The organism is Rhizobium sp. Leaf306, from assembly GCF_001423425.1.
Classification (GTDB): Bacteria; Pseudomonadota; Alphaproteobacteria; order Rhizobiales; family Rhizobiaceae; genus Neorhizobium; species Neorhizobium soli.
This window is the reverse complement of sequence record NZ_LMNX01000003.1, coordinates 991,492-1,011,317: the sequence shown is the minus strand read 5'-3', so window position 1 is coordinate 1,011,317 and position 19,826 is coordinate 991,492. Positions and strand designations below refer to the sequence as shown.

The window sequence follows — 19,826 nt, the reverse complement described above, 5'->3', positions numbered from 1 at the left end:
GGCAATCTGCGGTTATGCTGGTGCAGATTGTCAAGGGAGCCAGAAGGAATAATCCTCGATGTCTAAGGCGAAGCAGCTAAAAGAAATTATCGCCCGCAGGCAGGCTGTGCCCGTGCCTGGTGCAGGGAACGCGCTAAGTGCGCGGGTTATTGAAGATTTAGGTTTTGAGATTGTCTACTTGACCGGCGCCGGGCTCGCGAACACCAGCCTTGGAGTTCCCGATATTGGACTCACCACCCTCACCGAAGTTGTCATGGCGACCGGGAATATCGCCGACGCCGTCGACCTGCCGATTATCGTAGATGCGGATACCGGGTTTGGTAACCCTCTCAATATGGTGCGGACAATCCGTTCGTTGGAGCGCGCGGGCGCTGCCGGTATCCAGATCGAGGATCAGGTCTTTCCAAAGAAGTGCGGACACTTCTCCGGCAAGGGAGTGGTGCCGCTAACTGAGATGCTTGACAAGCTTAAAGCGGCACTCGATACCCGTATCGACCAGGATATCCAGATCATTGCCCGGACTGACGCTGCGGCTATCGAAGGGCTGGATCGCGCCATCGAGCGCGCGCAGGCGTTTGCCGAAATCGGCGCCGACATGACCTTCGTCGAGGCGCCGCGTTCGTTCGAGGAGCTTGCTAAGATCACACGCAGCATCATAACGCCGCAGGTTGCCAATATTGTCTTCGGCGGCAAGACCCCGGATCCGGGCCGCCAGCGTTTCACCGAGATGGGTTTCTCACTGGTACTTTATGCAAATGCCGCCTTGCAGGCTTCCGTGCGGGCACATTATGAGGTTCTAGGTGCCCTGAAGCGTGACGGTTCGCTGGATGCTGTAGCCGACCGGCTTGCCACATTCGATGAACGTCAAAGGGTCGTTTCCAAGCATGTCTGGGATGCCCTCGAGGACCGCTACACGGGCAAAGAGGCCAAGGTAGGAGCAGCAGAATGAGTTATCCGTGGGACGGCATCATCAGCGAGGAAGAGCAGGCTGCTTATAAAGCAGTCGGTTTTGGACGCTCCTCCGGTATCGGCAAACGTCCAGCGCTGCTGGTGATAGATGTGCAGTACCGCACGGTAGGCTCCAGACCAATGCCGATGGCAGAAGCCATCAAGGAATACCCAACATCTTGCGGTGACGTGGCTTGGGCCGCCGTCCACAAAATAAAGCTGCTCGTCGACTTATTCCGTTCCCGCGGTTGGCCGGTCATGTATCCACATGTCGCGCCAAAATTTGGTTTCGACACCGGCCGTCTGTCCGACAAGGTGCCAAGCATCATGGGCATCCCCGCTAAAGGATATGAATTTGTCGCGGAGATCGCGCCCGTTGAGGGTGATATCTTGTTACCGAAGAAGCATCCGAGCGCGTTCTTCGGAACGCCGCTCGCTAGCTATTTGATCAATGCGCAGGCGGATACAGTTGTGGTTACGGGTTGCTCCACAAGCGGCTGTGTGCGCGGCTCAGTAGTTGATGCGTTCGCCTTCAACTTCAGGACGTTCGTCCCGCAGGATGCAGTCTACGATCGTTCGCCAACTTCACATGCCGTCAATCTTTTCGACATGGCAGCGAAATATGCCGATGTTGGAACTACAGAAGATCTTCTCGGGAAACTGAGCGCCATCTGACCGAAATCCAGCCAGCGAGTATATGCGATGCCATTCTGCGATCTTGTAATTAGAGACGGCGATGTGATCCTGCCCGGCAAGGGCCGTACAAGATGCGACTTAGCGATTTCCGATGGTCGGATACTCGGCATTCTCGAACCCGGAACGACGATCGACGCAAAAGATAGCTTTTCCGCTGCTCACTTGGTGATCATGCCGGGAGCGATCGATCCCCATCTTCACCTTGGCCACGGATCAGATATCTCCCGTCCCCGAGTGTCTGAAGATGCCGAGCGTGAGACAGCGTCGGCAGTTGCTGGCGGCATTACCTGCTTCATTCCCTATCTGCTCGCACCAGAGCCGTTCGAAACCATATTCGACGATGTGGTGGGCGTTACCGAGAAGGGTTCGCGGATCGATTTCGGATATCATTTCATTATTTCGACGCCGGACCAACTTTCGAGCGTTCCTCGCTATGCCAATGAAATGGGTGCGCCGACTTTCAAGATATTCATGAACAACCGGGGCGGCGAGGGCAAACGCCTCGGTCTGCCGGATATCGACGATGCTTTTCTGTTCAAGCTTTGTGAGCTTGCGGCGGCGAACAACGGCATGGTGTGCCCTCATCCTGAAAACATCGAGGTCGCTTGGGTCCTGCGCGACCGCCTCAAGGTGGACAGCCGTGGGCTGGGTGACCTTGCACTCTGGAATGCATCGAGGCCGCCGTTCGTGGAAGCAGATGCGGTACAGAGTTCTGCCTACCTTGCGCAACAGGCCGGCGCTCCGCTCTACGTCGTTCACACTTCGTCCCTTGAAGCCCTTGAACTTGGCCTCATGCAACGTGCGCGTGGTGCCCAGGTGTTTTTCGAGACATGCCCGCATTACCTGACGCACGACGTTTCTTGGGAGGGCGGAAAGATCGGCAAGATCAATCCGCCGTTGCGCGAGCGCAGCGATTGCGAGCGCCTGTGGCAGGGGCTGCTGAACGGAGAGATCGATACAATCGGAACAGACCATGTCCACCGTGACATCTCGTCCAAGTCGGCCGATATCTGGTCGTCCTCGCCGGGTTGCCCCGGTTTGGAGACCATGCTTCCGGTATTGTTGACCGACGGTCATCATAAGCGTGGATTGTCGCTCGAGCGAATTAGCCAGTTGACGTCCACGAATTCGGCTCGGCTTATGGGGCTTGACCATGCCAAGGGGTCGATAGCGCCCGGTATGGACGCCGACCTTACGATGATCGATGTTAATGCAGAGTGGACCTTCGAACGGTCAGACGTGCTGAGTTCGGCAGGGTATTCAATCTATGAAGGCAAGCGCTTTAAGGGTGCGATCGAGCACACTATGGTGCGCGGACAATTTGCACTGCGGGGCCGCAAGCTCGTCACCGAGAGTGTAGGGCGTGGTAGGTATATCCATCGAAAGCTTCAGTGGACTGGCGAGTTATCGCGTTAGGGCGTCGCATGAGAACGATCCGTATAGGTGATATTCTCGTTTAATCGACAAAAGCGGCGAAGTCGACGATGACAAAATTACAACAAAGACAAGGCCCTATACATTGACGGGTTCAATCGTTCAAATCCTTTCAAGGCGAGGGCAGATCACCGCCGCCAACCTTTTCGACCTCTGCAAAAGGCCGCCAACTGGGCCGCGACAGCGCTGACCGGATCACCGTCTAGAGAACGTGGTCGGCGGCACGTTAAAATGCTTTCGGCCAAGCCAAGTCTATAGACGAACTGCTATCTCAACCCCAATCGCCCAAAACCCCGCCGAACTAGTGTTGTTCGAGTCTCGTAACTTGAACGAGATAAGGATTTAGCGCCTCTCGTTTGAGATCAATGCCGAGACCCGGTCCTTCCGGAACCGTGAGCGTGCTACCCGCGGTCACCACAGGCCGGCCTGCAAGGTCGAGCAGTGGATTTGGGCCGACATCGAACTCCATGTAGGGAAAAGGCATGACCCCGCCAGCGCGATGAGGCGGCAGCGTTGCGGTAAGATGCAACGCCGCCTGGAAGTTCACGATGCTCCCCCACACGTGAGGGATGAGCGGCCGGTTGAACAGATCCGCAAGCACCGCGACCTGCGAGACACCGGTCAATCCGGCGCATATGGCAATGTCCGGCTGCAGGACATCCATCACGCCGGCTTCGAGAAACGGCAGGAAGTCGGCAGCGCTTGAAAAGGTCTCGCCGCCGGCGATGGCGGTGGAGATATGTGCAGCCACCTGACGGTAACCATTCAGGTCCGTCGGAATTGTTGGCTCCTCGATCCAGAGCGGCCTCGCGTCCCTCAGAAGATCGTGGGTTCTGATCGCATTGCGCGGGGTCGTCGACTGATTGAAATCGATCATCAGGTCCGCCTCGTTGCCGATCATGCTGCGGGCCAGCAGGGCGGCCTTCGCATCATCGGCGGGGTTGAAGCCGCTGCGAAGCTTAATCGACCGGAACCCCTGGCTGAGATAGCCCTCGAGTTCCGGCTCGAAATCACGGTAGGGATGGCCGTTCGGTTTGAAGAACGGACCGCTGGCATAGGTCGGAACGCTGCTACGGCGGGCGCCGCCGAGCAGTGCGTGTAGCGGAATGTCGCACTCGCGCGCCGCAAGGTCATGCAGTGCCATGTCGACAGCCGCAATCGCCATCATGGCAGCGCCACTCCGGGCCTCAAACACCCGCGTCATGTCCTGCCAGAGGCGCCTGAAGTGCTGGGGATCCTGTCCAAGCACGAGGGGCGCAAGGTGGGTCTGGATCAGGCTGGCCGCCGCGGCAGGAAGAGCCCATGTCTCTCCCCATCCGGACATGCCACCGCCGACGATCTCGACGAGAAGCGTGTCGCGCCGATCGAAGAACACTTTCGCATTGCCGATTGGCTCCGGCAGCGTCGCACTCAGATGGTGCAGGTGGATCTGTGTGATCTTCACGAAATGCTCTCCTTAAACTCTGCGCGCGTCGGCCGCCTGCATCATCTCGCGCATCGACCGGCCGAGGATCAGGATGGCGATGGCAGTTAGCAGCATGGCGAAGGCCAGGAACAGCAGCGAACCCTGAAAGCCGCCCGTGGCATCGCGCACCCAGCCGATGATCGAGGGGCCGAAGAACCCGCCGGTGCTTCCGACCGAGTTGATCAGCGCGATACCGGCCGCAGCCGCACTCCCCGTCAGCAGGGTCGACGGAAAGATCCAGATGTTGGGGGATGCACCGCCGATGCCCGCGGCCCCGATCGTCAACCCGAGCAGACTGACGAGCGGCGACGGCGCGAATGCTGCCAGCGTGAAACCGGCCGCGCTGACGAGGAAGGGACCGGCCGCATGCCATACCCGTTCGCCGGTGCGGTCGGCGCTGCGGGCGACCAGGATCATTGAGATCGCCATGAAGATGGCTGGGATCGCGGTAACAAAGCCGGTCTGCATATTGGAGAGACCGAATTCCTTCACGAACTGCGGCATCCATATGGCGATTCCCGTGGTGCCCATAACGAGACCAACCGCGATGAAGCACATCAAGAGCACGCGCGGGTCGCGCAGGGCAGAGCCGATGGTGAACTTCTCTTTCGCTTCGCGCGCCGTCTTCTCGGTTGCCAGCCGGTTCATCAGGATAGTTTTCTCGCCGGGCGTAAGGAATGTCGCCTTTTCCGGCGTGTCCGGAAGCCAGAAGAACACCACGAAGCCCATGATGATTGCGGGCAAGGCTTCCAGCATGAACATCCACTGCCATCCGCTGAAGCCCGCGACGCCGTTCATGGCCCCGATGACATAGCCCGACAGTGGCGCCCCGATGATGGTCGAAAAGGGTACGGCGATATTGAACGTGGCAAACATCCGGCCGCGGTACTGGGCCGGAAACCAGAGCGTCATGAAGAAGATGATGCCGGGGAAGAACCCGGCTTCGGCCGCACCGAGAAGCACGCGGACGATGTAGAAGCTCGTCGGGCTCCACACAAAGGCTGTCAGCGCAGAAAGAATGCCCCATGTGATGAGGATCCGGGCGATCCAGCGTCTCGCGCCGACCTTGGACAGGACGATGTTGCTGGGCAGTTCGAACAGGACGTAGCCTAAAAAGAAGATGCCGGCACCGAATCCGAACTGCGATGCCGTTAGGCCCAGGTCCTGGTTCATCGTCAACGCGGCAAACCCAATATTTACGCGGTCGAGAAACGCCGCGAAATAGCAGATCATGATGATCGGTAGAATTCGCCACGCAGCTTTGCGGACGATCGCGCTCTCTAGTTCCATCGAATCCTCCTCCAAGGTAAAAACAGAGCGCACCCTAGGCATAATTGCAAATCATGATCAAATCTGATTTTCTGACGTTAAAATATTGGAAAATCAAATTATGCGTCTGACCATCGCCCAGCTCGAGACCTTTTACTGGACGGTCCAGCTGGGGTCGGCGCAACGCGCGGCCGATCACCTCAATCTTGCCCAGCCGACCGTCTCGCTCCGTCTCAAGGAGCTCAGGGATGTTCTGGGAGAGGATCTGTTCGAGCGAACCGGCCGTGGGCTGTTGGTGACCGAGGATGGCAAGGCGCTGCTGCCCCATATCGCAAGCATCCTTGGCGAGCTCGAGGAAATCAGGCAGAAGCATACGACGCAATCCCTCGTCGGCGAGCTGCGGGTCGGTCTTGCCGAGGGTTTTGCGATCAACTGCCTGCCGCCCCTGCTGGAAGCCATGCGCATTGAGCATCCGCATCTGAAGCCCGAGTGGAACGTCTCGACGAGCACCAACCTTGAGGCAGCCATCCTGGAGGATCGACTGGACATGGCAGTGATCCTCAACCCGGTCGGGCATGAGAAGATGTCTTTGGTGCCGCTGGGGATGCAGCCGACGACATGGGTTGTCCCAATTGCTTGGGAAATCGGCGAGCCAATCACGCCGCGTGATATGTGGCTGTTGCCTGTCGTCACCAATCCCGCACCTTCTGCAATGTATCGGCAGATCACAGGCTGGTTCGCCACCGATGGGCTAATGCCCGCGCAAATCAGTGTATGCACCAGCGTTTCCGTCATTGCTGAACTGGTCGCGGGCGGTCTGGGTGCGGCACTTCTTCCCGTCCGCATGGCGGAGCGCTACGTCCGTGATGGCGGTATGCGCATGGTCGCCTCATCTCCTCCTGCCGACAACGGCAGGCTCTACATTGCTTCGCGCGCCGTCGTCGACGACGTGAAAGTCAGGGCCATGAGCAAGCTGATCAGACGAGTTGTAGACGATATGAATTATCTGGGATGACGTTTATCCCAACTGGTAGCCAAAACAGGGTGCGGTCGGGGAGGCAGGTATGAGAAACAAATAGGTTTTCGTTTTTGACGGTCGTTGAATCAGAGGCATGTAACGCCTGTTTCGAGGCGTCACATGCTTTTGCTGTTCGTCGCTGCCCTACTTCATGCCGTCGAGTTTCTGGACACGAATGATGGTGTCGCGGTTAAGTTTGTCCCGCTCTGGATAAGGCGTCTGCTTCACCGAAAATGCATAACCGTCGTGGAAGCGCATGAAAGTTCCTTTCCCACCCTGCGGCCATTCCGGAAGGTTGCCGCCGTTAGGATTGCCCGATTTGACGAAGTTTGCGAGATAGGAGGACATGGTGTCTCCCATGCGGTAGTCGGCACTCGTCCACAAGCGCTGGCCCGGCTTGTCGCGCATTGAGTTCATGAAATACCACAAGTCGGAAGAGTGGAATGAACCGTAGAATTCGGTGTTTCGGCCGGGCGGGGCGTGATTGAAATAGAACGTATAAATGTTGAAGTTCTTGTTTCGGGACTTGGCGATCTCGGCGGAGAGAATGTAGCCCTGTAGATTGTAGTCAGCCCGCGCGCGAAGCGATTTCCGGTAAGCATCCTGCGGATCCGAGGGGCGATAAACATCCTTCCAGGCATCATCATAGCCGATTTTCCCCATTGCCTCGGCCATTTCCGTATCGGTGAACGTCTTGTCAGGGCCGCCCGTCAAAGACGTATATTCGTCCGATGTGCCTCCCACCATGATGTCGATTCCATCAAGTGCTCCAGGCTTCAAAAGATCGACTGACTGCTCAGTGAACACATAGCCGTCGAGTGCGTGTTGAGCCGGCAGGTTTGTGGCTTTGTGGAGTGCTTCATAGAGCTGGGTTTTGCCATCTGGTGCGGTCTTTGCAATAAAGTCATCGGTCGGGATTGCGCGTAGATCGGCAAGACTTGTCGCCTTTCCGAAAACCTGTTCCAATCCCTTTCGATTGGCCTCCTCCCGCTCGGCCAGTTTTTGCATCGGAGACGAGAACAACCCCGTCTGTCCGCTTTCGATCACAGCCCGATGGAAGAGGCCTTTTGCAAGAGGAGAGCGCAGCAGCATCGTCGAGTTTCGCGCACCCGCCGACTGTCCGCCGATTGTTACGTTCTTCGGGTCACCGCCAAAGCCGGCGATATTGTCGCGGACCCATTCGAGCGCCTTGATCTGGTCGAGAATGGCATAGTTGCCTGAAACCTTGTGCGGGCTTTCGGCCGACAGTTCCGGCAGGGCGAGGAAACCCGGAGCGCCGACACGGTACTGGATCGCAACGACGATGATGCCTTTCTGCGCAAGCTTCGAGGCATAGAATTCCATCTCAGACGCATAACCGTGATGGTTTGCGCCCCCATGGATCCATACATACACCGGTAGCTTCTGTCCCTTGGACTTTGCCGGCGTCCAGACATTCAAGTTAAGCCCGTTCTCGCTGGCCTTGGGCAGAAACTCCGGATCGAAGTAAAACTCGTCTCCCCAGAAAGCTCCGGTCGGGTTACCATGGATATCCTGCAGTGCCTGGTCTCCCCAGGTATCTGCCTTCTTGACGCCTTCCCATTTCACGACCGGTTGCGGCGGCCTGAAGCGGTTTTCGCCGCTGGTGGGTGCTGCAAAGGGGATGCCCTTGAACACCTCGACTGAGGGGATGTCCGGCTCGACGCCGCTGACCCTTCCGCCCTCGACGTTTACGATTCCGATGGCGCTCGCCGCAAATCCCTGATGGGCGGAAAGCGCAAAGGCGCTGGCCATCGCTGCTAAGCCGAAGATGCGTACAAAGCTTTTTTTCCCTGATCCGAACATGAATCCTCCTCCTGATTTCTAGTTAAGCTATGCACCGATCGGCCTCGCCACCGGCGCTAGATCGGCGGCCTACTTCGGGTTTGAAGTGAACAGGTCGCAATGACGGGCCTTGCGATAGTCGATATCGGAAATGATTTTAGTAATGCCGGCTGACTGGAAGACGATCCGCTTCGGGGCGTCAGACGAAAAGGCCGGCCAGTCCACAGGTCCTTTTACGCCCTCTGGAGATGCAAGGCTGATCCAGAACCCTCGCATCATCTGAGCGAGTTTCTTCTGATCGACCGTAAGCCCATTGGGCACCGTGTCCTCTCCCCAGACATAGGGAAGCTCTGCGCTGTGAGGCACGCCAAGGTCGAACGACGACGGAACGTTGGCATACGACCGGACCGGCGCAGTCTCGTCGGCAAATTCGTAGGCATGGACCATCGTCCACTTCGAAAGTGTCTCGATCGCCAGGCTTGTTGGGCAAATGTACTTCTGTTCTGCATCCAGATTGCCAAGCGCCAGACCGGGTGCCTGTTTTGCATCGTCCGCATAGATGGAAAATGCGGCATCCGCTTTCGCACCCAGTCTGGAGCGAACGTCGTTCTCCCACTGGGCCTGATCCACCGGCTGGTCGACCAGATCGTTTGCCTCGTAGATGAAGACGCGAGTTTCGTCGCGGGTGTTGCCGACGATCATCGGCACGCGATTGAAGTCGCCGCTTCTGAAAGCGTCCATTGCTTGCCTGGGTTGTGCAGATCCGCCAAACACCGTTGCAATCGTCATCTTCGACTTTGTCTGGGCGTCGAGGATTTCAGCCGGCGATTTCGAGCGGAGGCAGGCAAGTCGGTCGGTGTCGTCCTTGCAGCCGATTGCGTCTACGAACTTTTCGCCGGACTTAGTTGCCTCAGCATTTGAAACGCTGGGGCAGTCGCGGCCACTCTCGATCACTGCCGCCTGGAATAACCCTTTTGCCTCAGGGGAGGCGACAGCGAAGCAGACGCCGCGGGCACCTGCCGACTGTCCGGCGATCGTCACCCTTTCCGGATTGCCGCCGAAAGCTGCAATGTTCTTCTTGACCCACCGCAGCGCTTCCAGCTTGTCGAGATCGCCGAAGTTGCCGCTGCTCTGGCCGTCTTTGGACTCCTTGGTGAGTTCCGGCAACGCAAGAAAACCGAGGGCGCCGAGCCGGTAGTTGATGGTCACCACGATATTGCCCGCCTCGGCCAGTTCTCGCGGATCCCAGTCGGTCTTGGCACCGTTCACCGAACCTCCGCCATGAAAACCGACGAATACCGGAAGATTGGCACCGCCCGATGCAGGCGCGTAGACGTTGAGCGTCAGGCAATCTTCCGTCCAACTCGCAGCCTTGTCCGGTCGCCAGTAGATCGCCTTCTGGACGCATTCGTTTCCGGCGCTGTTTGCCTGGAAGGGCGTATCCAATGCCTTTGCGGGTTCAGGCGCCGCCCAGCGGAGCTTGCCGACTGGCGCTGCGGCATAGGGTATGCCTTGAAAAAGGGTAAGCCCCGACACCCTTGTCCCGGTAATTTGACCCGCAGGGGCTGACACTGTCTGCGAGTTGGCTGAACCAGCCAAACCCAAAACTGCCACACACCCTATCGTCGAGAAGGTCCGCTTTATGGTCGATGGGGCTTTCACTACTGCCTGCATACTATTTCTCCTCAATCTGTCCCGCTGTAAGTCGTCCTCCGGACAACACCTCCAGTGTTGACCGGCGGAGCTGAAATCATAGGGCGCCGGCGGCCTGCAGTACCTTGCGGTCGAGATCGACCACGACGCGCGGTTTTGTGTCGAACACCATGGTTGCTGGACGATCTGTCGTGTAGGCAGACCATTCAGGCAGGCCTTCCGCACTTGGCTTGCCCGTTCGCGCAAAGTTCACCCAGGCTTCGCTCATCTTTTTGGAGAGTGCGATGGCATTGCTCCCACCACCGGTCGATGTCTTTACGAGGCCGGCATTTGCAAAGACGTAGGGCAGCTCGGCGCAATGCCAGGCCATGGCGATGCCGTCCAGAACCGGAGACTCATAGGCGAACATGTAAGAATAGACCGGTGCGCCGGCCTGCTTGGCCTTGAGGTCCAGGTCGCGGATTGCGCCCGGGCGGAAATACAGGTCGAGGAAATAAGCGTCCGCCAGCTTCTTCTCGGGGTAGGCCGCAACAAACGCCTTGCCGACGGCATCGGCCTTGTCGCCGAAACGTTCTTTCAGTTTTGCGCCGGCTTTTAAATCGTCCCAAGTGTTTTTATTGTCGGCAAGAAGGACGCCGGGCTTGTTGCGAATGACGGTTTCAAACTCGTTCAGCGTATTTCCGACCATCATGGGAATGTCCTTGGCCTGGTCGACCCAACTCGAACCAACTGGATTTTCCGGAATGTAGATGCCGTCCTGGACCGGTGCGTAACGGGCGTCTCTTGCACCTTGGACGCTGGCATCCTTGATTGCCTTGTCCGCTGCGGCGAGCAGTTTCGGGTATTCGATCTCAGCGAGATTCCCGACCTCCTCAGGCTTCAGGCCGAGATTGGCGAGCGTCAACTCCGCGACTTTGCGTGCCGATGCTTGATCCGTTACGGAATCCACCCGCGATCCACTCTGGACGATCGCCTTCTGAAAAAGCCCTTTTGCCGCTGGCGTGCCCATCAGCGCACGAACCTTGTAGCCGCCGCCCGACTGACCGAAAATCGTCACATTGCCTGGATCGCCGCCAAATGTTTCGATGTTCTGGCTGACCCATTTCAACGCTGCGACCAGATCGGTGACGCTGGCATTGCCGGAATTCCTGTATTTGTCGCCGTACGCGGACAAATCGAGGAAACCCAGGGCATTAAGACGGTGATTAAGCGTCACAACGACGACGTCGCCCTGCTTGCTGAGATTATGTCCATCATAGGATGTGAGCTCGATGCCGGAACCGTTGGTAAAGCCGCCGCCATGGATCCAAACCATCACCGGGCGTTTGTTAGCGTCTTTGATGCCCGGCGTCCAGATGTTGAGAAACTGGCAATTCTCGCTCATTGGCATGTAGCGGTGCGGATTGAAAAGCTCGTCGCCTGCGACCGCTGTCATCTGCGGGATGAAGCAATTCTCTCCATAGGTGACTGCAGGACGAACCGCCTGCCATGGCTTCACGTCTTCGGCCGGCATGAACCGGTCGGCAAGTGCATAAGGCACCCCAAGATAGCTGTAAATGGAATCGTCCAGGCCGCCTATCAGGCTGCCCTTGTTCGTCTCAACAAGGGTTTTGTCCTTCGACGCCACGTAGGCATCATCAGCCTTGGTCGTCATTGGTGCTCCGGCAATTAGCACTGCCGCGCAAAACGCCATGGCCAACGGGCGCGTTAACGCCCTGTTCGCAAGCATCATTTTCATGTCATCCTCCTCCCAAAGGGGCACATGGTGCCATGTGCCTACATCGTTGCGGCCCGCTTGAAGTCAACGTGCCTTGTCATCGAGTTCGTCATCCTCCGTTTTCCTCCCGGAGGCACTGACCTGCCTATCCGGCCGGGCGGCTGCGTAGATTGCCTGCCAGGCCGGACATGGTTTCTTCACGGATCAGGCCGAGTGCGCCGGCGACGTGCCACCAGCCGTGATCGGCCTGCCTCACGATCATGCATTCGGTGCTGACGCCCATGTGGTTGCCCTCGAACGAATGCCCGACGGCGATATGGGCGACCTCGTCCGGCAGGCCTACCACGAGACAGACATGCATCCCGAATACCGAGTGCCGAAACGTGGGAGCCCCAGCCTGTGCGGGTGATAGGGCCCAGCGATCTCGGTTGCTTTCGTCAAATTCGAAAGGCTTGCCGACATCGTGGCAGGCTGCCCCGGCGAGCAGGATGTCCCAGTCGATTGAGACTTGGGGGTACGTCTGTTCAAATTCCCGGGCTATCGCATGGGCGTATCGGAACACGCCCCTGACATGATCGGCCTGCGTTCCCGTCTTGAGGACGGGCGAGCCGGGATTGCCGTCGGGTGGCATGTCGGTGATCCGCCCGAAATCGGAACAGCATAGGGCGTAGCTCCAGGCCTCGACGACCTTCTGCCGCAAATCATCGTCAGCGATCAGCGAGATTTCGGGAAAGTCTTCGCTGACCGAAAGCCTTGTATCGTCCGAAATCGCACGACGTGGTTTTGCGTAATGATAGCTCATGCTTTCACCATGTCCTCGGGAAACAAAACCGGATCCGGGCCGAACTCCGGATTGATGGGTTTGCGGGTCAGGGTCAGTGTTGCAACGGCTCCAACGACGAGAAGCGAGGCCGCAACAGCAAAGGCCCAATCGTAACTGCCTGTCGCCGCAACCACATAACCCGTGATGATTGGGGCGATCAGGCCAAAGAGATTGCCGCCAAGTGCCGTGATCGCAATCACCCGCGATACGTCGGCGGGATTGCGCAGAAGGTCACTGGCAAGAGTAAAGTTTAGGCCGGCGCCAGTGGTCGATCCGGTGAGGACAAGCGTCAGCACCAGAAGCAGCTCCCAGAGCTCGCTGACCACAGGGGCGAGCAGGATCAAAAGCGAAAGGACTGCCATTGCCGCGATGAAGTTACGACGTCCGCCTGCGCGGACGCTTTCCGAAGAGAGTATCCTGTCGCTCGTCCAAGCGATCATTACCCCAAGGACAATAGTGATCAGGTATGGCACCGCCGTCAGGTAGCCGGTATTCATGGTCGACAGTTCGCGTGTCGATTGAAGGTAGCTTGGGAGCCAAGTCAGGAAGAGATAGGCTGTATAGACCAAGCATGCCTGGGTCACGACCAGCCCCCAGACGCTCTTCTGCGAGAGCAGGAAACGCAGGGACGAGGGACGGGCTATGATCGTAGCTTGGATCCCCGGTTGGTTTCCATTCCTCTCCTGGATGATCTTCTGCCGCTCTTGCTCGGAAAGCCATTTCGCCTTTTCGGGCGTGGCATACCAGTACAGCCAAGCGATAAGCCAGATATAGCCGACGATCCCGAGGACAACGAACGCCGAACGCCATCCTGCGTATTCGACCAGGCCTGCGGTGGCGACCGCTCCGATCGCCGGGCCGGCGGACGAGCCTCCGTTGAAGAGGGTCGTTACCAGACCGCGCTCCTTTTCCGGAAACCAGTCGCGGATGATCCGCCCGCAAGCGGGAAAGGTGGAGGCCTCGCTGGCTCCCATGACCAGCCGCGCCATCAGTATAGAGCCAAAACCCGAAGTCGCGGCGGTCATAACAGTTGCCGCCGACCAGATCGCGATACCGCCGCCGACCATGCGTTTTGCACCGACACGTTCGACGAGAAGACCGATCGGAATAAGGCACAATACATAGGTCCAGAGAAAACCTGAAAACAGATATCCCATCTGCACCGGCGTAAAGCCGAACTCTGCCGCGATGGGTTTCGACGCGATCGACAGCGCTATGCGGTCGACATAGTTGATAATCACTGCCGTGAATATCAGCAGTGCGATCCAGGTCCGCTTCATGGATTCCTCCTCCCATGAAATTTCTCTTCCTGCACGACCTTCCATCCATCAGTATGCAATTGTCCAATGAGGAGTTTTGCGGCAATCGCATCAGGATTTCCAATGAATCGATTTTCGATTGCGCAACTCGAGGCATTCTACTGGCTGGGCGAGCTGGGGAGCGTGCAAAAGGCTGCTGACCGATTGAATATCGCCCAGCCGACGCTTTCATTGCGATTGAAGCAACTGGAAATCGAAGCAGCGCAGGCGCTTTTGGAACGTCACGGACGAGGTGTGCGTCTGACCAGACACGGCCACGCATTCCTGTCGAGGGTCAAGCTCGTGATCAATGCCTATAACGAATTGGGGAACCTGTCGCTTGTTCCCGATCTGGCAGGGCCGCTTAGGATAGGCGTTGCCGAAGGTTTCGCAGTCGCATGCATGGCGACGCTAATTTCTCAAATCCGGCAAAGTTTCCCTCTACTCCGACCGGAGTGGGTGGTGGCAACGAGCGCTGGTCTTGAGCAATCACTCTCTGCAGACGACCTGGATCTTGCCATCCTTGTCGACCCGATTGGGCTGAAGAACGTCCGGCTGTTCGCACTTGGGTTGCAGGGTAACGATTGGGCCGCAGCAGCCTCTCTCGCGCCGACTGTCGGCGCCAGTCCACAGGACCTGGCGAGATTTCCAATCATCACAACGCCTCCGGGGACAGCTATGTACAGGGCAACGTTCGGATGGATGGCAGAGGGAAAGATTACGCCGGAAAACGTGTGCGTTTGCTCGAGCCTTAACGCTGCCCTTCAGTTGGTCGCAGCCGGATTGGGTATAGGTGTATTTCCATCCAAAGTTATAGAATCATACCCGCTCGCAGATGCTTTGGTAAAGCTGCCGATCAAGGCCAAACTGGATGACGGCCGCGTGTTCGTGGCCGACAATGCAGCATCCGACGAAATGCGGACGAGAGCGCTTGTGGCTGTGGTGGAGCAAACATCGGATATTTTGGGGTACTTTTGGTAACGAAAATGGAGCCGAAGTGTCACAATCCCATTAGGCCGGAGGAAGAGGCAACAGTGCCGACTAAGTCTACAGGACTGAAACCAGGAGTATATCCCATTGACATATCCCATCTTGCAAGTTATGTGAGCGCTATACGTGTTCGGTCATGAGCGGAGTTATGCAGATGGAACAGGGGGCAGTATTTCAGAGCAATCGAAGCCAAGCAATCCGTCTGCCAAAGGCAGTCGCTTTGCCCGATGATGTAAAGCGCGTCGACATTGTTGCGTTAGGACGCACACGCATCATCGCGCCTGCTGGCGAGATTTGGGACAGCTGGTTTGAAGAAGCAGCGGCGACATCTGACTTTATGAGTGAACGTGAGCAGCCTGGTTCGCAGGAACGCGAGGCACTGTAATGCTTAAATACATGCTTGACACGAACATCTGCATTTTCACGATCAAGAATCGACCGCAGCAGGTGCGCGAGGCATTCAATCGTTTCCATAATCAGCTGTGCATCAGCTCCGTTAGCTTTATGGAATTGATCTTTGGAGCGGAAAAATCAGCTAGTCCTGAAAAGAACCTTCGCGTTGTAGAGAGCTTCGCTGCTCGCCTCGAGGTGTTGTCGTATGATGAACCGGCTGCAAGCCATACGGGGCATTTGCGAGCCGAACTGGCCCGCAGCGGAACTCCTATTGGTCCATACGATCAACTGATCGCCGGACACGCTCGCTCGCGTGGACTGATCATAGTCACCAATAATCGCCGAGAATTTGATCGCGTACCCGGCTTACGGGTGGAAGACTGGACTGAGTAGCCTCGACGCCGTACGTATTCAACTACAGGGTCTAACGTCCGTATCCCTTTAAGACCAACGCAATTTTGAGTTACGGATAGAACGCAATTTGAGAACAAGCACCACGAAGTCCGTCCGAACGGGCCTTGCCTACCCGAGGTTCGCTGGCGGCTCCTGAAGACTAATACGGTATCATGTAAGTCTGCTATCTGCTCTTCCAGGCAACCTTGCTTTGCCAGCGGCTCAGTATTCGCCGACGACGGAGGATTTGTCGTATGGCGTGTGTGAGATGCTGATTGGACATCGTTGCGGTGGACTTGACCAAGTTGCCAAAGAACGAGAGATTTCGGCTTTTTAAACACCATGAATTCTGTGACAGGCTCCTAATTATGAAACCCAAAACCCGAGGCCGGCCTCGATATGATGAGACCGACAATTCCGCGACCGAAACATTTTTGAAAATGGCTGCTGACGGACTCGATCGCAGCGAATCTATTGCTCTGTGGGTACAATTGAAGAACCGCATTCTGGATGCGATCGACGCGCAAACACTGCTGCCGCAGTCTCGCCTGCCATCCGAGCAGGCAATTTGCGATATTTTTGATGTATCGAAGCCTGTCGTTCGCGCTGCTCTAAGTGCGCTGGCTGCTGACGGGCACGTTATCAAGATGCCGCGTAAGGGCATGTTCATCGCACCAACGCGACGTGACGTTGATTTCATGACGTCAAATCTTGGAGTTTTTGGGGATTTGACGGCAAAGGGTCATCTTGTGACCGTCAAGACATTCGAATTTTACCGCGACGCTCCGAGCGACATCGAGCAACAGGTATTCGGGCTTCCGCGGGAAGGCAGTGTCGTGCGCATTACGCGCGTATATTATTCTGACGGCAAACCGATCACGCTGACGCATATTTCCCTTCCTGGCCACAAAGTTCCCGGGATGGAAAAGCTCGACATCGACAACCGCTCTGTCTTCCAAACCATCAAGGAGCAGTATGGGCTGACCGTAAAGCGGGCAGAGCGATGGTTTACCGCCGCCATGCCCGATGCCGAGGCAACCGAGCGGATGGGAGTTGCTGCTAATACGCCGCTGATCTCAATCGAGTCGATCGCCTATGACTATGAAGGCGGACCTCTAGAATATTATCGAGCCTTCTACAATTCTGCGGTGGCCAGCATTCACGTCCGGGTCGAATCCTAAGTTAATGATCCAGTAAAATTGCTATTTCTGGTTATAACCAGATTGACAATGAAAGCATTCACTCATACCTTCCTTCCATCGGCCTGAGGAGCGCCGGAGGAGACGACGAAAATCGCCATATCATCACAACGTTCAAGCGCGCGGCGTCTTGAACGATCGATGAAGCAGGTCAAGATCTTCGGTCACGGGAGGAGTTTACGCTTGGATTATCGTAACCAATTCAATCTGGAGGGGCATGTCGCTGCCATCACCGGCGGTGCCAGCGGCATCGGGCTGGAAACGGCAAAGGCGTTGGCGAGCTGTGGCGCGACGATAGCGCTTATCGATATAAACCAGGAAAGCCTTGATCGTGCCGCCGGAATGATTGACATGAATGGTGTGGCGGTATCGACCCATGTCGTCGATGTGACCAGCCCGTCCGAGGTCACCGCCGTTGCCGCCGCCGTCGTCAAGCAGCATGGCAAGATCACCATCCTCGTTAACAGCGCTGGCATCGCCCGGCTTCATTCCGCGCTCGACGTATCCGACGAAGAGTGGCGCTCGGTGATGGATGTCAATGTTAACGGCACATTCTGGGCGTCGCGGGCGTTTGGAAAATACATGATAGAGGCCGGGGGCGGCAGCATTGTAAATCTCGGATCAATGTCCGGCCTGATTATCAATCGTCCGCAATTTGCCGCGTCTTACATGGCCAGCAAGGGCGCCGTCCATATGCTGACGAAAGCGTTGGCGGTCGAGTGGGCGGACAAGGCGGTTCGCGTCAACGCGGTGGCGCCAGGCTATGTTGGCACCGAGATGACGCTGAAAATGCGAGAAAAACCTGAGCTGTTCAACGTGTGGATGGACATGACGCCAATGGCCCGGTGCGGTGAGCCATCTGAAATTGCGTCTGCGATCCTCTTTCTCGCATCTCCGGCCAGCAGCTATGTCACCGGCACAATCCTGTCGGTGGATGGCGGGTACACAGCAATCTAAAACGGATTCAGTCATGACCAGTTCAAGCGAACTTCAAAAACGCGAAGAAATAATTGCAGCTTGCCTTGAGATGAACAGACTCGGGATCAATCAGGGCACATCGGGGAATATCAGCGTCCGTCATGACGATTATATCCTGATCACGCCGACAAGCATCCCGTATGAGCGCCTGACGCCGGACAGCATCGTGCGCCTGGAGCTTGACGGCTCGACCAAGGGGTCGCTGCAGGCATCAAGTGAATGGCGATTCCATCGCGATATCATGGTCGCCCGATCCGACGTTAACGCGATCGTCCACGCGCATCCGATCTATTCGACCATCGTAGCCATCATGGGACTCGACATTCCGCCCGTCCATTACATGGTCGCGGTTGCTGGCGGAGATGACATCCGCTGCGCACCATATGCAACATTCGGATCCGATGAGCTCTCGCAGAATGCAGTCAAAGCGTTGGAGGGGCGAAACGCATGTCTGCTGGAGCACCACGGCATCATAGCTGTCGGTGCCAGTCTGTCGAAGGCACTCTGGCTTTCGGTCGAAGTGGAAACACTGGCACGTCAGTTTCATGGGGCGATGCAAATTGGCGAGCCGAGGCTCCTGTCCAAGGAAGAAATCGCTCGGGTGATCGCCAAGATGGGAAGCTACGGTCACCAAGGCTAAACACAACACAGTTTTAGAAATTTGCTTCCAGGAGCAAGTAGACGCCGAGTTTTCGGCGAAGCGGACAAAACCTTAGGGAGGAGAGAATGTCCATGATGAACACACAGGTGAGAACCGGTAAGCGGTCCAGAATACTGAAGGCTACAATTGCAAGCTGCGCAATTGTGCTTGGCATCCATGCCGGATTTGCGCATGCCCAGGATACAGGTGAGGAGAAATTGTCGCTTGCAGGAAAGAAGATAGGCATTTCCGCGGTCGGAACCGATCATGCCTGGGACCTGAAGGCTTATCAGGGCATTATCGATGAGGTGAAATCACTGGGAGGTGAGCCGATTGCGCTTGACGCCAAACGCAACGACCAGACTCAGGTTTCGCAATTGCAGACGCTGATTGCCCAGAAGCCGGATGCAATCATCGAAATGCTCGGAAATCTTGACGTTCTCAATCCATGGCTGAAGCGCATCCGGGATGCCGGTATTCCTCTCTTCACCGTCGACACGGCAACGCCCTATACCCTGAACAATTCGACTTCAAACAATTATGCTCTGGCATCAGAGGTCGCGCTGCAGATGGTCGCCGACATGGGCGGGAAGGGCAATGTTCTGGTTTTCAACGGCTTCTACAGCGTGCCGGTCTGCAAAATCCGCTACGATCAGCTGAAATACGTGCTTCAGGCCTATCCAGACATCAAAGTCATCGAACCCGAATTGCGCGACGTCATTCCAAATACCGTGCAAAGCGCCTACTCGAATGTCACCGATATGCTGACCAAATATCCCAAAGACGGCGACATCTCGTCCGTCTGGGCATGCTGGGACATTCCGCAGATGGGTGCAACGCAGGCCATCGAGGCATCCGGCCGCAAAGGGATCAAGACCTATGCCATCGATGGCAGCCCCGAAGTTGTCGAGATGGTTGCCGATCCGAACTCGCCAGCTGGCGCAGTTGGAGCTCAACAGCCCTACGAGATCGGCAAGTCCGCCGCCCGCAATGCTGCCCGCTATCTAGCCGGAAAGCCGATCGAGCCCTTTACTTTCGTTCCAGCGGTACTGGTGACCAAGGCTAATGCCGCCACCACGGCCGCCCAGTTCCTCGAAAAGAAGTGAGCC

The 19,826-nt window shown here is 56.9% G+C and carries 18 protein-coding genes; 11 read left to right on the top strand and 7 right to left on the bottom strand.

Going from position 1 to position 19,826, the window contains the following annotated elements; all coding sequences use genetic code 11:
• Positions 1 to 58 precede the first annotated feature (58 nt).
• The 3 genes from ASG19_RS17970 to ASG19_RS17960 all read left to right on the top strand — a co-directional run bounded on the left by ASG19_RS17970 (position 59) and on the right by ASG19_RS17960 (position 3,060).
• Positions 59 to 949 (top strand): oxaloacetate decarboxylase, encoded by an 891-nt coding sequence (locus tag ASG19_RS17970; RefSeq protein ID WP_062460264.1) that lies wholly within the window; start codon positions 59 to 61, stop codon positions 947 to 949.
• Positions 946 to 1,623 (top strand): isochorismatase family protein, encoded by a 678-nt coding sequence (locus tag ASG19_RS17965; RefSeq protein WP_062460262.1) that lies wholly within the window; start codon positions 946 to 948, stop codon positions 1,621 to 1,623. Before ASG19_RS17970 ends, ASG19_RS17965 begins: the two co-directional genes overlap by 4 nt.
• A gap of 63 nt (positions 1,624 to 1,686) precedes the next feature.
• Positions 1,687 to 3,060 (top strand): dihydroorotase family protein, encoded by a 1,374-nt coding sequence (locus ASG19_RS17960; RefSeq protein WP_244476211.1) that lies wholly within the window; start codon positions 1,687 to 1,689, stop codon positions 3,058 to 3,060.
• 319 nt (positions 3,061 to 3,379) lie between these two features.
• Here ASG19_RS17960 and ASG19_RS17955 read toward each other — a convergent pair whose 3' ends face one another.
• Together ASG19_RS17955 and ASG19_RS17950 are read right to left on the bottom strand one after the other, a co-directional pair.
• On the bottom strand, positions 3,380 to 4,522 hold the full coding sequence (locus ASG19_RS17955) for a mandelate racemase/muconate lactonizing enzyme family protein (RefSeq protein ID WP_062460258.1): 1,143 nt from the start codon (positions 4,520 to 4,522) through the stop codon (positions 3,380 to 3,382).
• A 12-nt stretch (positions 4,523 to 4,534) separates the two neighbouring features.
• Positions 4,535 to 5,833: an MFS transporter gene (locus ASG19_RS17950; protein WP_082476405.1), complete on the bottom strand. Its 1,299-nt coding sequence runs from the start codon at positions 5,831 to 5,833 to the stop codon at positions 4,535 to 4,537.
• A gap of 100 nt (positions 5,834 to 5,933) precedes the next feature.
• Between ASG19_RS17950 and ASG19_RS17945 the strand changes: the two genes are divergently transcribed.
• Positions 5,934 to 6,827, top strand: coding sequence for a LysR family transcriptional regulator (locus ASG19_RS17945; RefSeq protein WP_062460254.1), 894 nt, complete (start codon positions 5,934 to 5,936; stop codon positions 6,825 to 6,827).
• A gap of 147 nt (positions 6,828 to 6,974) precedes the next feature.
• On the opposite strand, the gene ASG19_RS17940 is transcribed toward ASG19_RS17945, so the two are convergent.
• The 5 genes from ASG19_RS17940 to ASG19_RS17920 form a co-directional block, all read right to left on the bottom strand.
• A complete protein-coding gene (locus ASG19_RS17940) occupies positions 6,975 to 8,654 on the bottom strand; it encodes a carboxylesterase family protein (RefSeq protein WP_082476403.1) in 1,680 nt (559 codons plus the stop codon).
• Between the two features lie 69 nt (positions 8,655 to 8,723).
• Positions 8,724 to 10,307 (bottom strand): carboxylesterase family protein, encoded by a 1,584-nt coding sequence (locus ASG19_RS17935; protein WP_062460250.1) that lies wholly within the window; start codon positions 10,305 to 10,307, stop codon positions 8,724 to 8,726.
• 76 nt (positions 10,308 to 10,383) lie between these two features.
• Positions 10,384 to 12,024: a carboxylesterase family protein gene (locus ASG19_RS17930; protein ID WP_244476209.1), complete on the bottom strand. Its 1,641-nt coding sequence runs from the start codon at positions 12,022 to 12,024 to the stop codon at positions 10,384 to 10,386.
• 124 nt (positions 12,025 to 12,148) lie between these two features.
• Positions 12,149 to 12,805, bottom strand: a complete 657-nt coding sequence (locus tag ASG19_RS17925; RefSeq protein ID WP_062460248.1) for an HD domain-containing protein — start codon at positions 12,803 to 12,805, stop codon at positions 12,149 to 12,151.
• The gene (locus ASG19_RS17920) at positions 12,802 to 14,106 is read right to left on the bottom strand and encodes an MFS transporter (RefSeq protein WP_062460246.1); all 1,305 of its coding nucleotides are present in this window, start codon (positions 14,104 to 14,106) and stop codon (positions 12,802 to 12,804) included. The genes ASG19_RS17925 and ASG19_RS17920 overlap by 4 nt, the downstream gene beginning before the upstream one ends.
• 102 nt (positions 14,107 to 14,208) lie before the next feature.
• Here ASG19_RS17920 and ASG19_RS17915 point away from each other — a divergent pair, with 102 nt between their 5' ends.
• The 7 genes from ASG19_RS17915 to ASG19_RS17885 all read left to right on the top strand — a co-directional run bounded on the left by ASG19_RS17915 (position 14,209) and on the right by ASG19_RS17885 (position 19,823).
• Positions 14,209 to 15,105 carry a LysR family transcriptional regulator gene (locus ASG19_RS17915; RefSeq protein ID WP_062460244.1) on the top strand — a complete coding sequence of 299 codons (897 nt, stop codon included), beginning with the start codon at positions 14,209 to 14,211 and terminating at the stop codon, positions 15,103 to 15,105.
• A 163-nt stretch (positions 15,106 to 15,268) separates the two neighbouring features.
• Positions 15,269 to 15,499 carry a type II toxin-antitoxin system VapB family antitoxin gene (gene vapB / locus ASG19_RS17910; RefSeq protein ID WP_062460571.1) on the top strand — a complete coding sequence of 77 codons (231 nt, stop codon included), beginning with the start codon at positions 15,269 to 15,271 and terminating at the stop codon, positions 15,497 to 15,499.
• Positions 15,499 to 15,900 carry a tRNA(fMet)-specific endonuclease VapC gene (vapC, locus tag ASG19_RS17905; RefSeq protein WP_062460242.1) on the top strand — a complete coding sequence of 134 codons (402 nt, stop codon included), beginning with the start codon at positions 15,499 to 15,501 and terminating at the stop codon, positions 15,898 to 15,900. Before vapB ends, vapC begins: the two co-directional genes overlap by 1 nt.
• Before the next feature lie 368 nt (positions 15,901 to 16,268).
• On the top strand, positions 16,269 to 17,081 hold the full coding sequence (locus ASG19_RS17900; RefSeq protein WP_062460241.1) for a GntR family transcriptional regulator: 813 nt from the start codon (positions 16,269 to 16,271) through the stop codon (positions 17,079 to 17,081).
• Positions 17,082 to 17,240: 159 nt separating this feature from the next.
• The gene (locus tag ASG19_RS17895; RefSeq protein ID WP_062460240.1) at positions 17,241 to 18,056 is read left to right on the top strand and encodes a glucose 1-dehydrogenase; all 816 of its coding nucleotides are present in this window, start codon (positions 17,241 to 17,243) and stop codon (positions 18,054 to 18,056) included.
• Entirely contained in the window at positions 18,034 to 18,717 is a 684-nt protein-coding gene (locus ASG19_RS17890) for a class II aldolase/adducin family protein (RefSeq protein WP_156466549.1), read from the top strand. Before ASG19_RS17895 ends, ASG19_RS17890 begins: the two co-directional genes overlap by 23 nt.
• Positions 18,718 to 18,809: 92 nt before the next feature.
• Entirely contained in the window at positions 18,810 to 19,823 is a 1,014-nt protein-coding gene (locus ASG19_RS17885; protein ID WP_348271495.1) for a sugar ABC transporter substrate-binding protein, read from the top strand.
• The last annotated feature ends 3 nt before the right edge of the window (positions 19,824 to 19,826 follow it).

What these genes read in the sequence shown, in the direction of transcription:
- ASG19_RS17940 (WP_082476403.1), bottom strand. Translation starts at nt 8,654, where the DNA reads ATGTTCGGATCAGGGAAAAAAAGCTTTGTACGCATCTTCGGCTTAGCA.
- ASG19_RS17915 (WP_062460244.1), top strand. Translation starts at nt 14,209, where the DNA reads ATGAATCGATTTTCGATTGCGCAACTCGAGGCATTCTACTGGCTGGGC.
- ASG19_RS17920 (WP_062460246.1), bottom strand. Translation starts at nt 14,106, where the DNA reads ATGAAGCGGACCTGGATCGCACTGCTGATATTCACGGCAGTGATTATC.
- ASG19_RS17890 (WP_156466549.1), top strand. Translation starts at nt 18,034, where the DNA reads ATGGCGGGTACACAGCAATCTAAAACGGATTCAGTCATGACCAGTTCA.
- ASG19_RS17935 (WP_062460250.1), bottom strand. Translation starts at nt 10,307, where the DNA reads ATGCAGGCAGTAGTGAAAGCCCCATCGACCATAAAGCGGACCTTCTCG.
- vapB (WP_062460571.1), top strand. Translation starts at nt 15,269, where the DNA reads ATGGAACAGGGGGCAGTATTTCAGAGCAATCGAAGCCAAGCAATCCGT.
- ASG19_RS17930 (WP_244476209.1), bottom strand. Translation starts at nt 12,024, where the DNA reads ATGAAAATGATGCTTGCGAACAGGGCGTTAACGCGCCCGTTGGCCATG.
- ASG19_RS17885 (WP_348271495.1), top strand. Translation starts at nt 18,810, where the DNA reads ATGATGAACACACAGGTGAGAACCGGTAAGCGGTCCAGAATACTGAAG.
- ASG19_RS17965 (WP_062460262.1), top strand. Translation starts at nt 946, where the DNA reads ATGAGTTATCCGTGGGACGGCATCATCAGCGAGGAAGAGCAGGCTGCT.
- ASG19_RS17900 (WP_062460241.1), top strand. Translation starts at nt 16,269, where the DNA reads ATGAAACCCAAAACCCGAGGCCGGCCTCGATATGATGAGACCGACAAT.
- ASG19_RS17925 (WP_062460248.1), bottom strand. Translation starts at nt 12,805, where the DNA reads ATGAGCTATCATTACGCAAAACCACGTCGTGCGATTTCGGACGATACA.
- ASG19_RS17945 (WP_062460254.1), top strand. Translation starts at nt 5,934, where the DNA reads ATGCGTCTGACCATCGCCCAGCTCGAGACCTTTTACTGGACGGTCCAG.
- ASG19_RS17895 (WP_062460240.1), top strand. Translation starts at nt 17,241, where the DNA reads ATGAAGCAGGTCAAGATCTTCGGTCACGGGAGGAGTTTACGCTTGGAT.
- ASG19_RS17950 (WP_082476405.1), bottom strand. Translation starts at nt 5,833, where the DNA reads ATGGAACTAGAGAGCGCGATCGTCCGCAAAGCTGCGTGGCGAATTCTA.
- ASG19_RS17970 (WP_062460264.1), top strand. Translation starts at nt 59, where the DNA reads ATGTCTAAGGCGAAGCAGCTAAAAGAAATTATCGCCCGCAGGCAGGCT.
- vapC (WP_062460242.1), top strand. Translation starts at nt 15,499, where the DNA reads ATGCTTAAATACATGCTTGACACGAACATCTGCATTTTCACGATCAAG.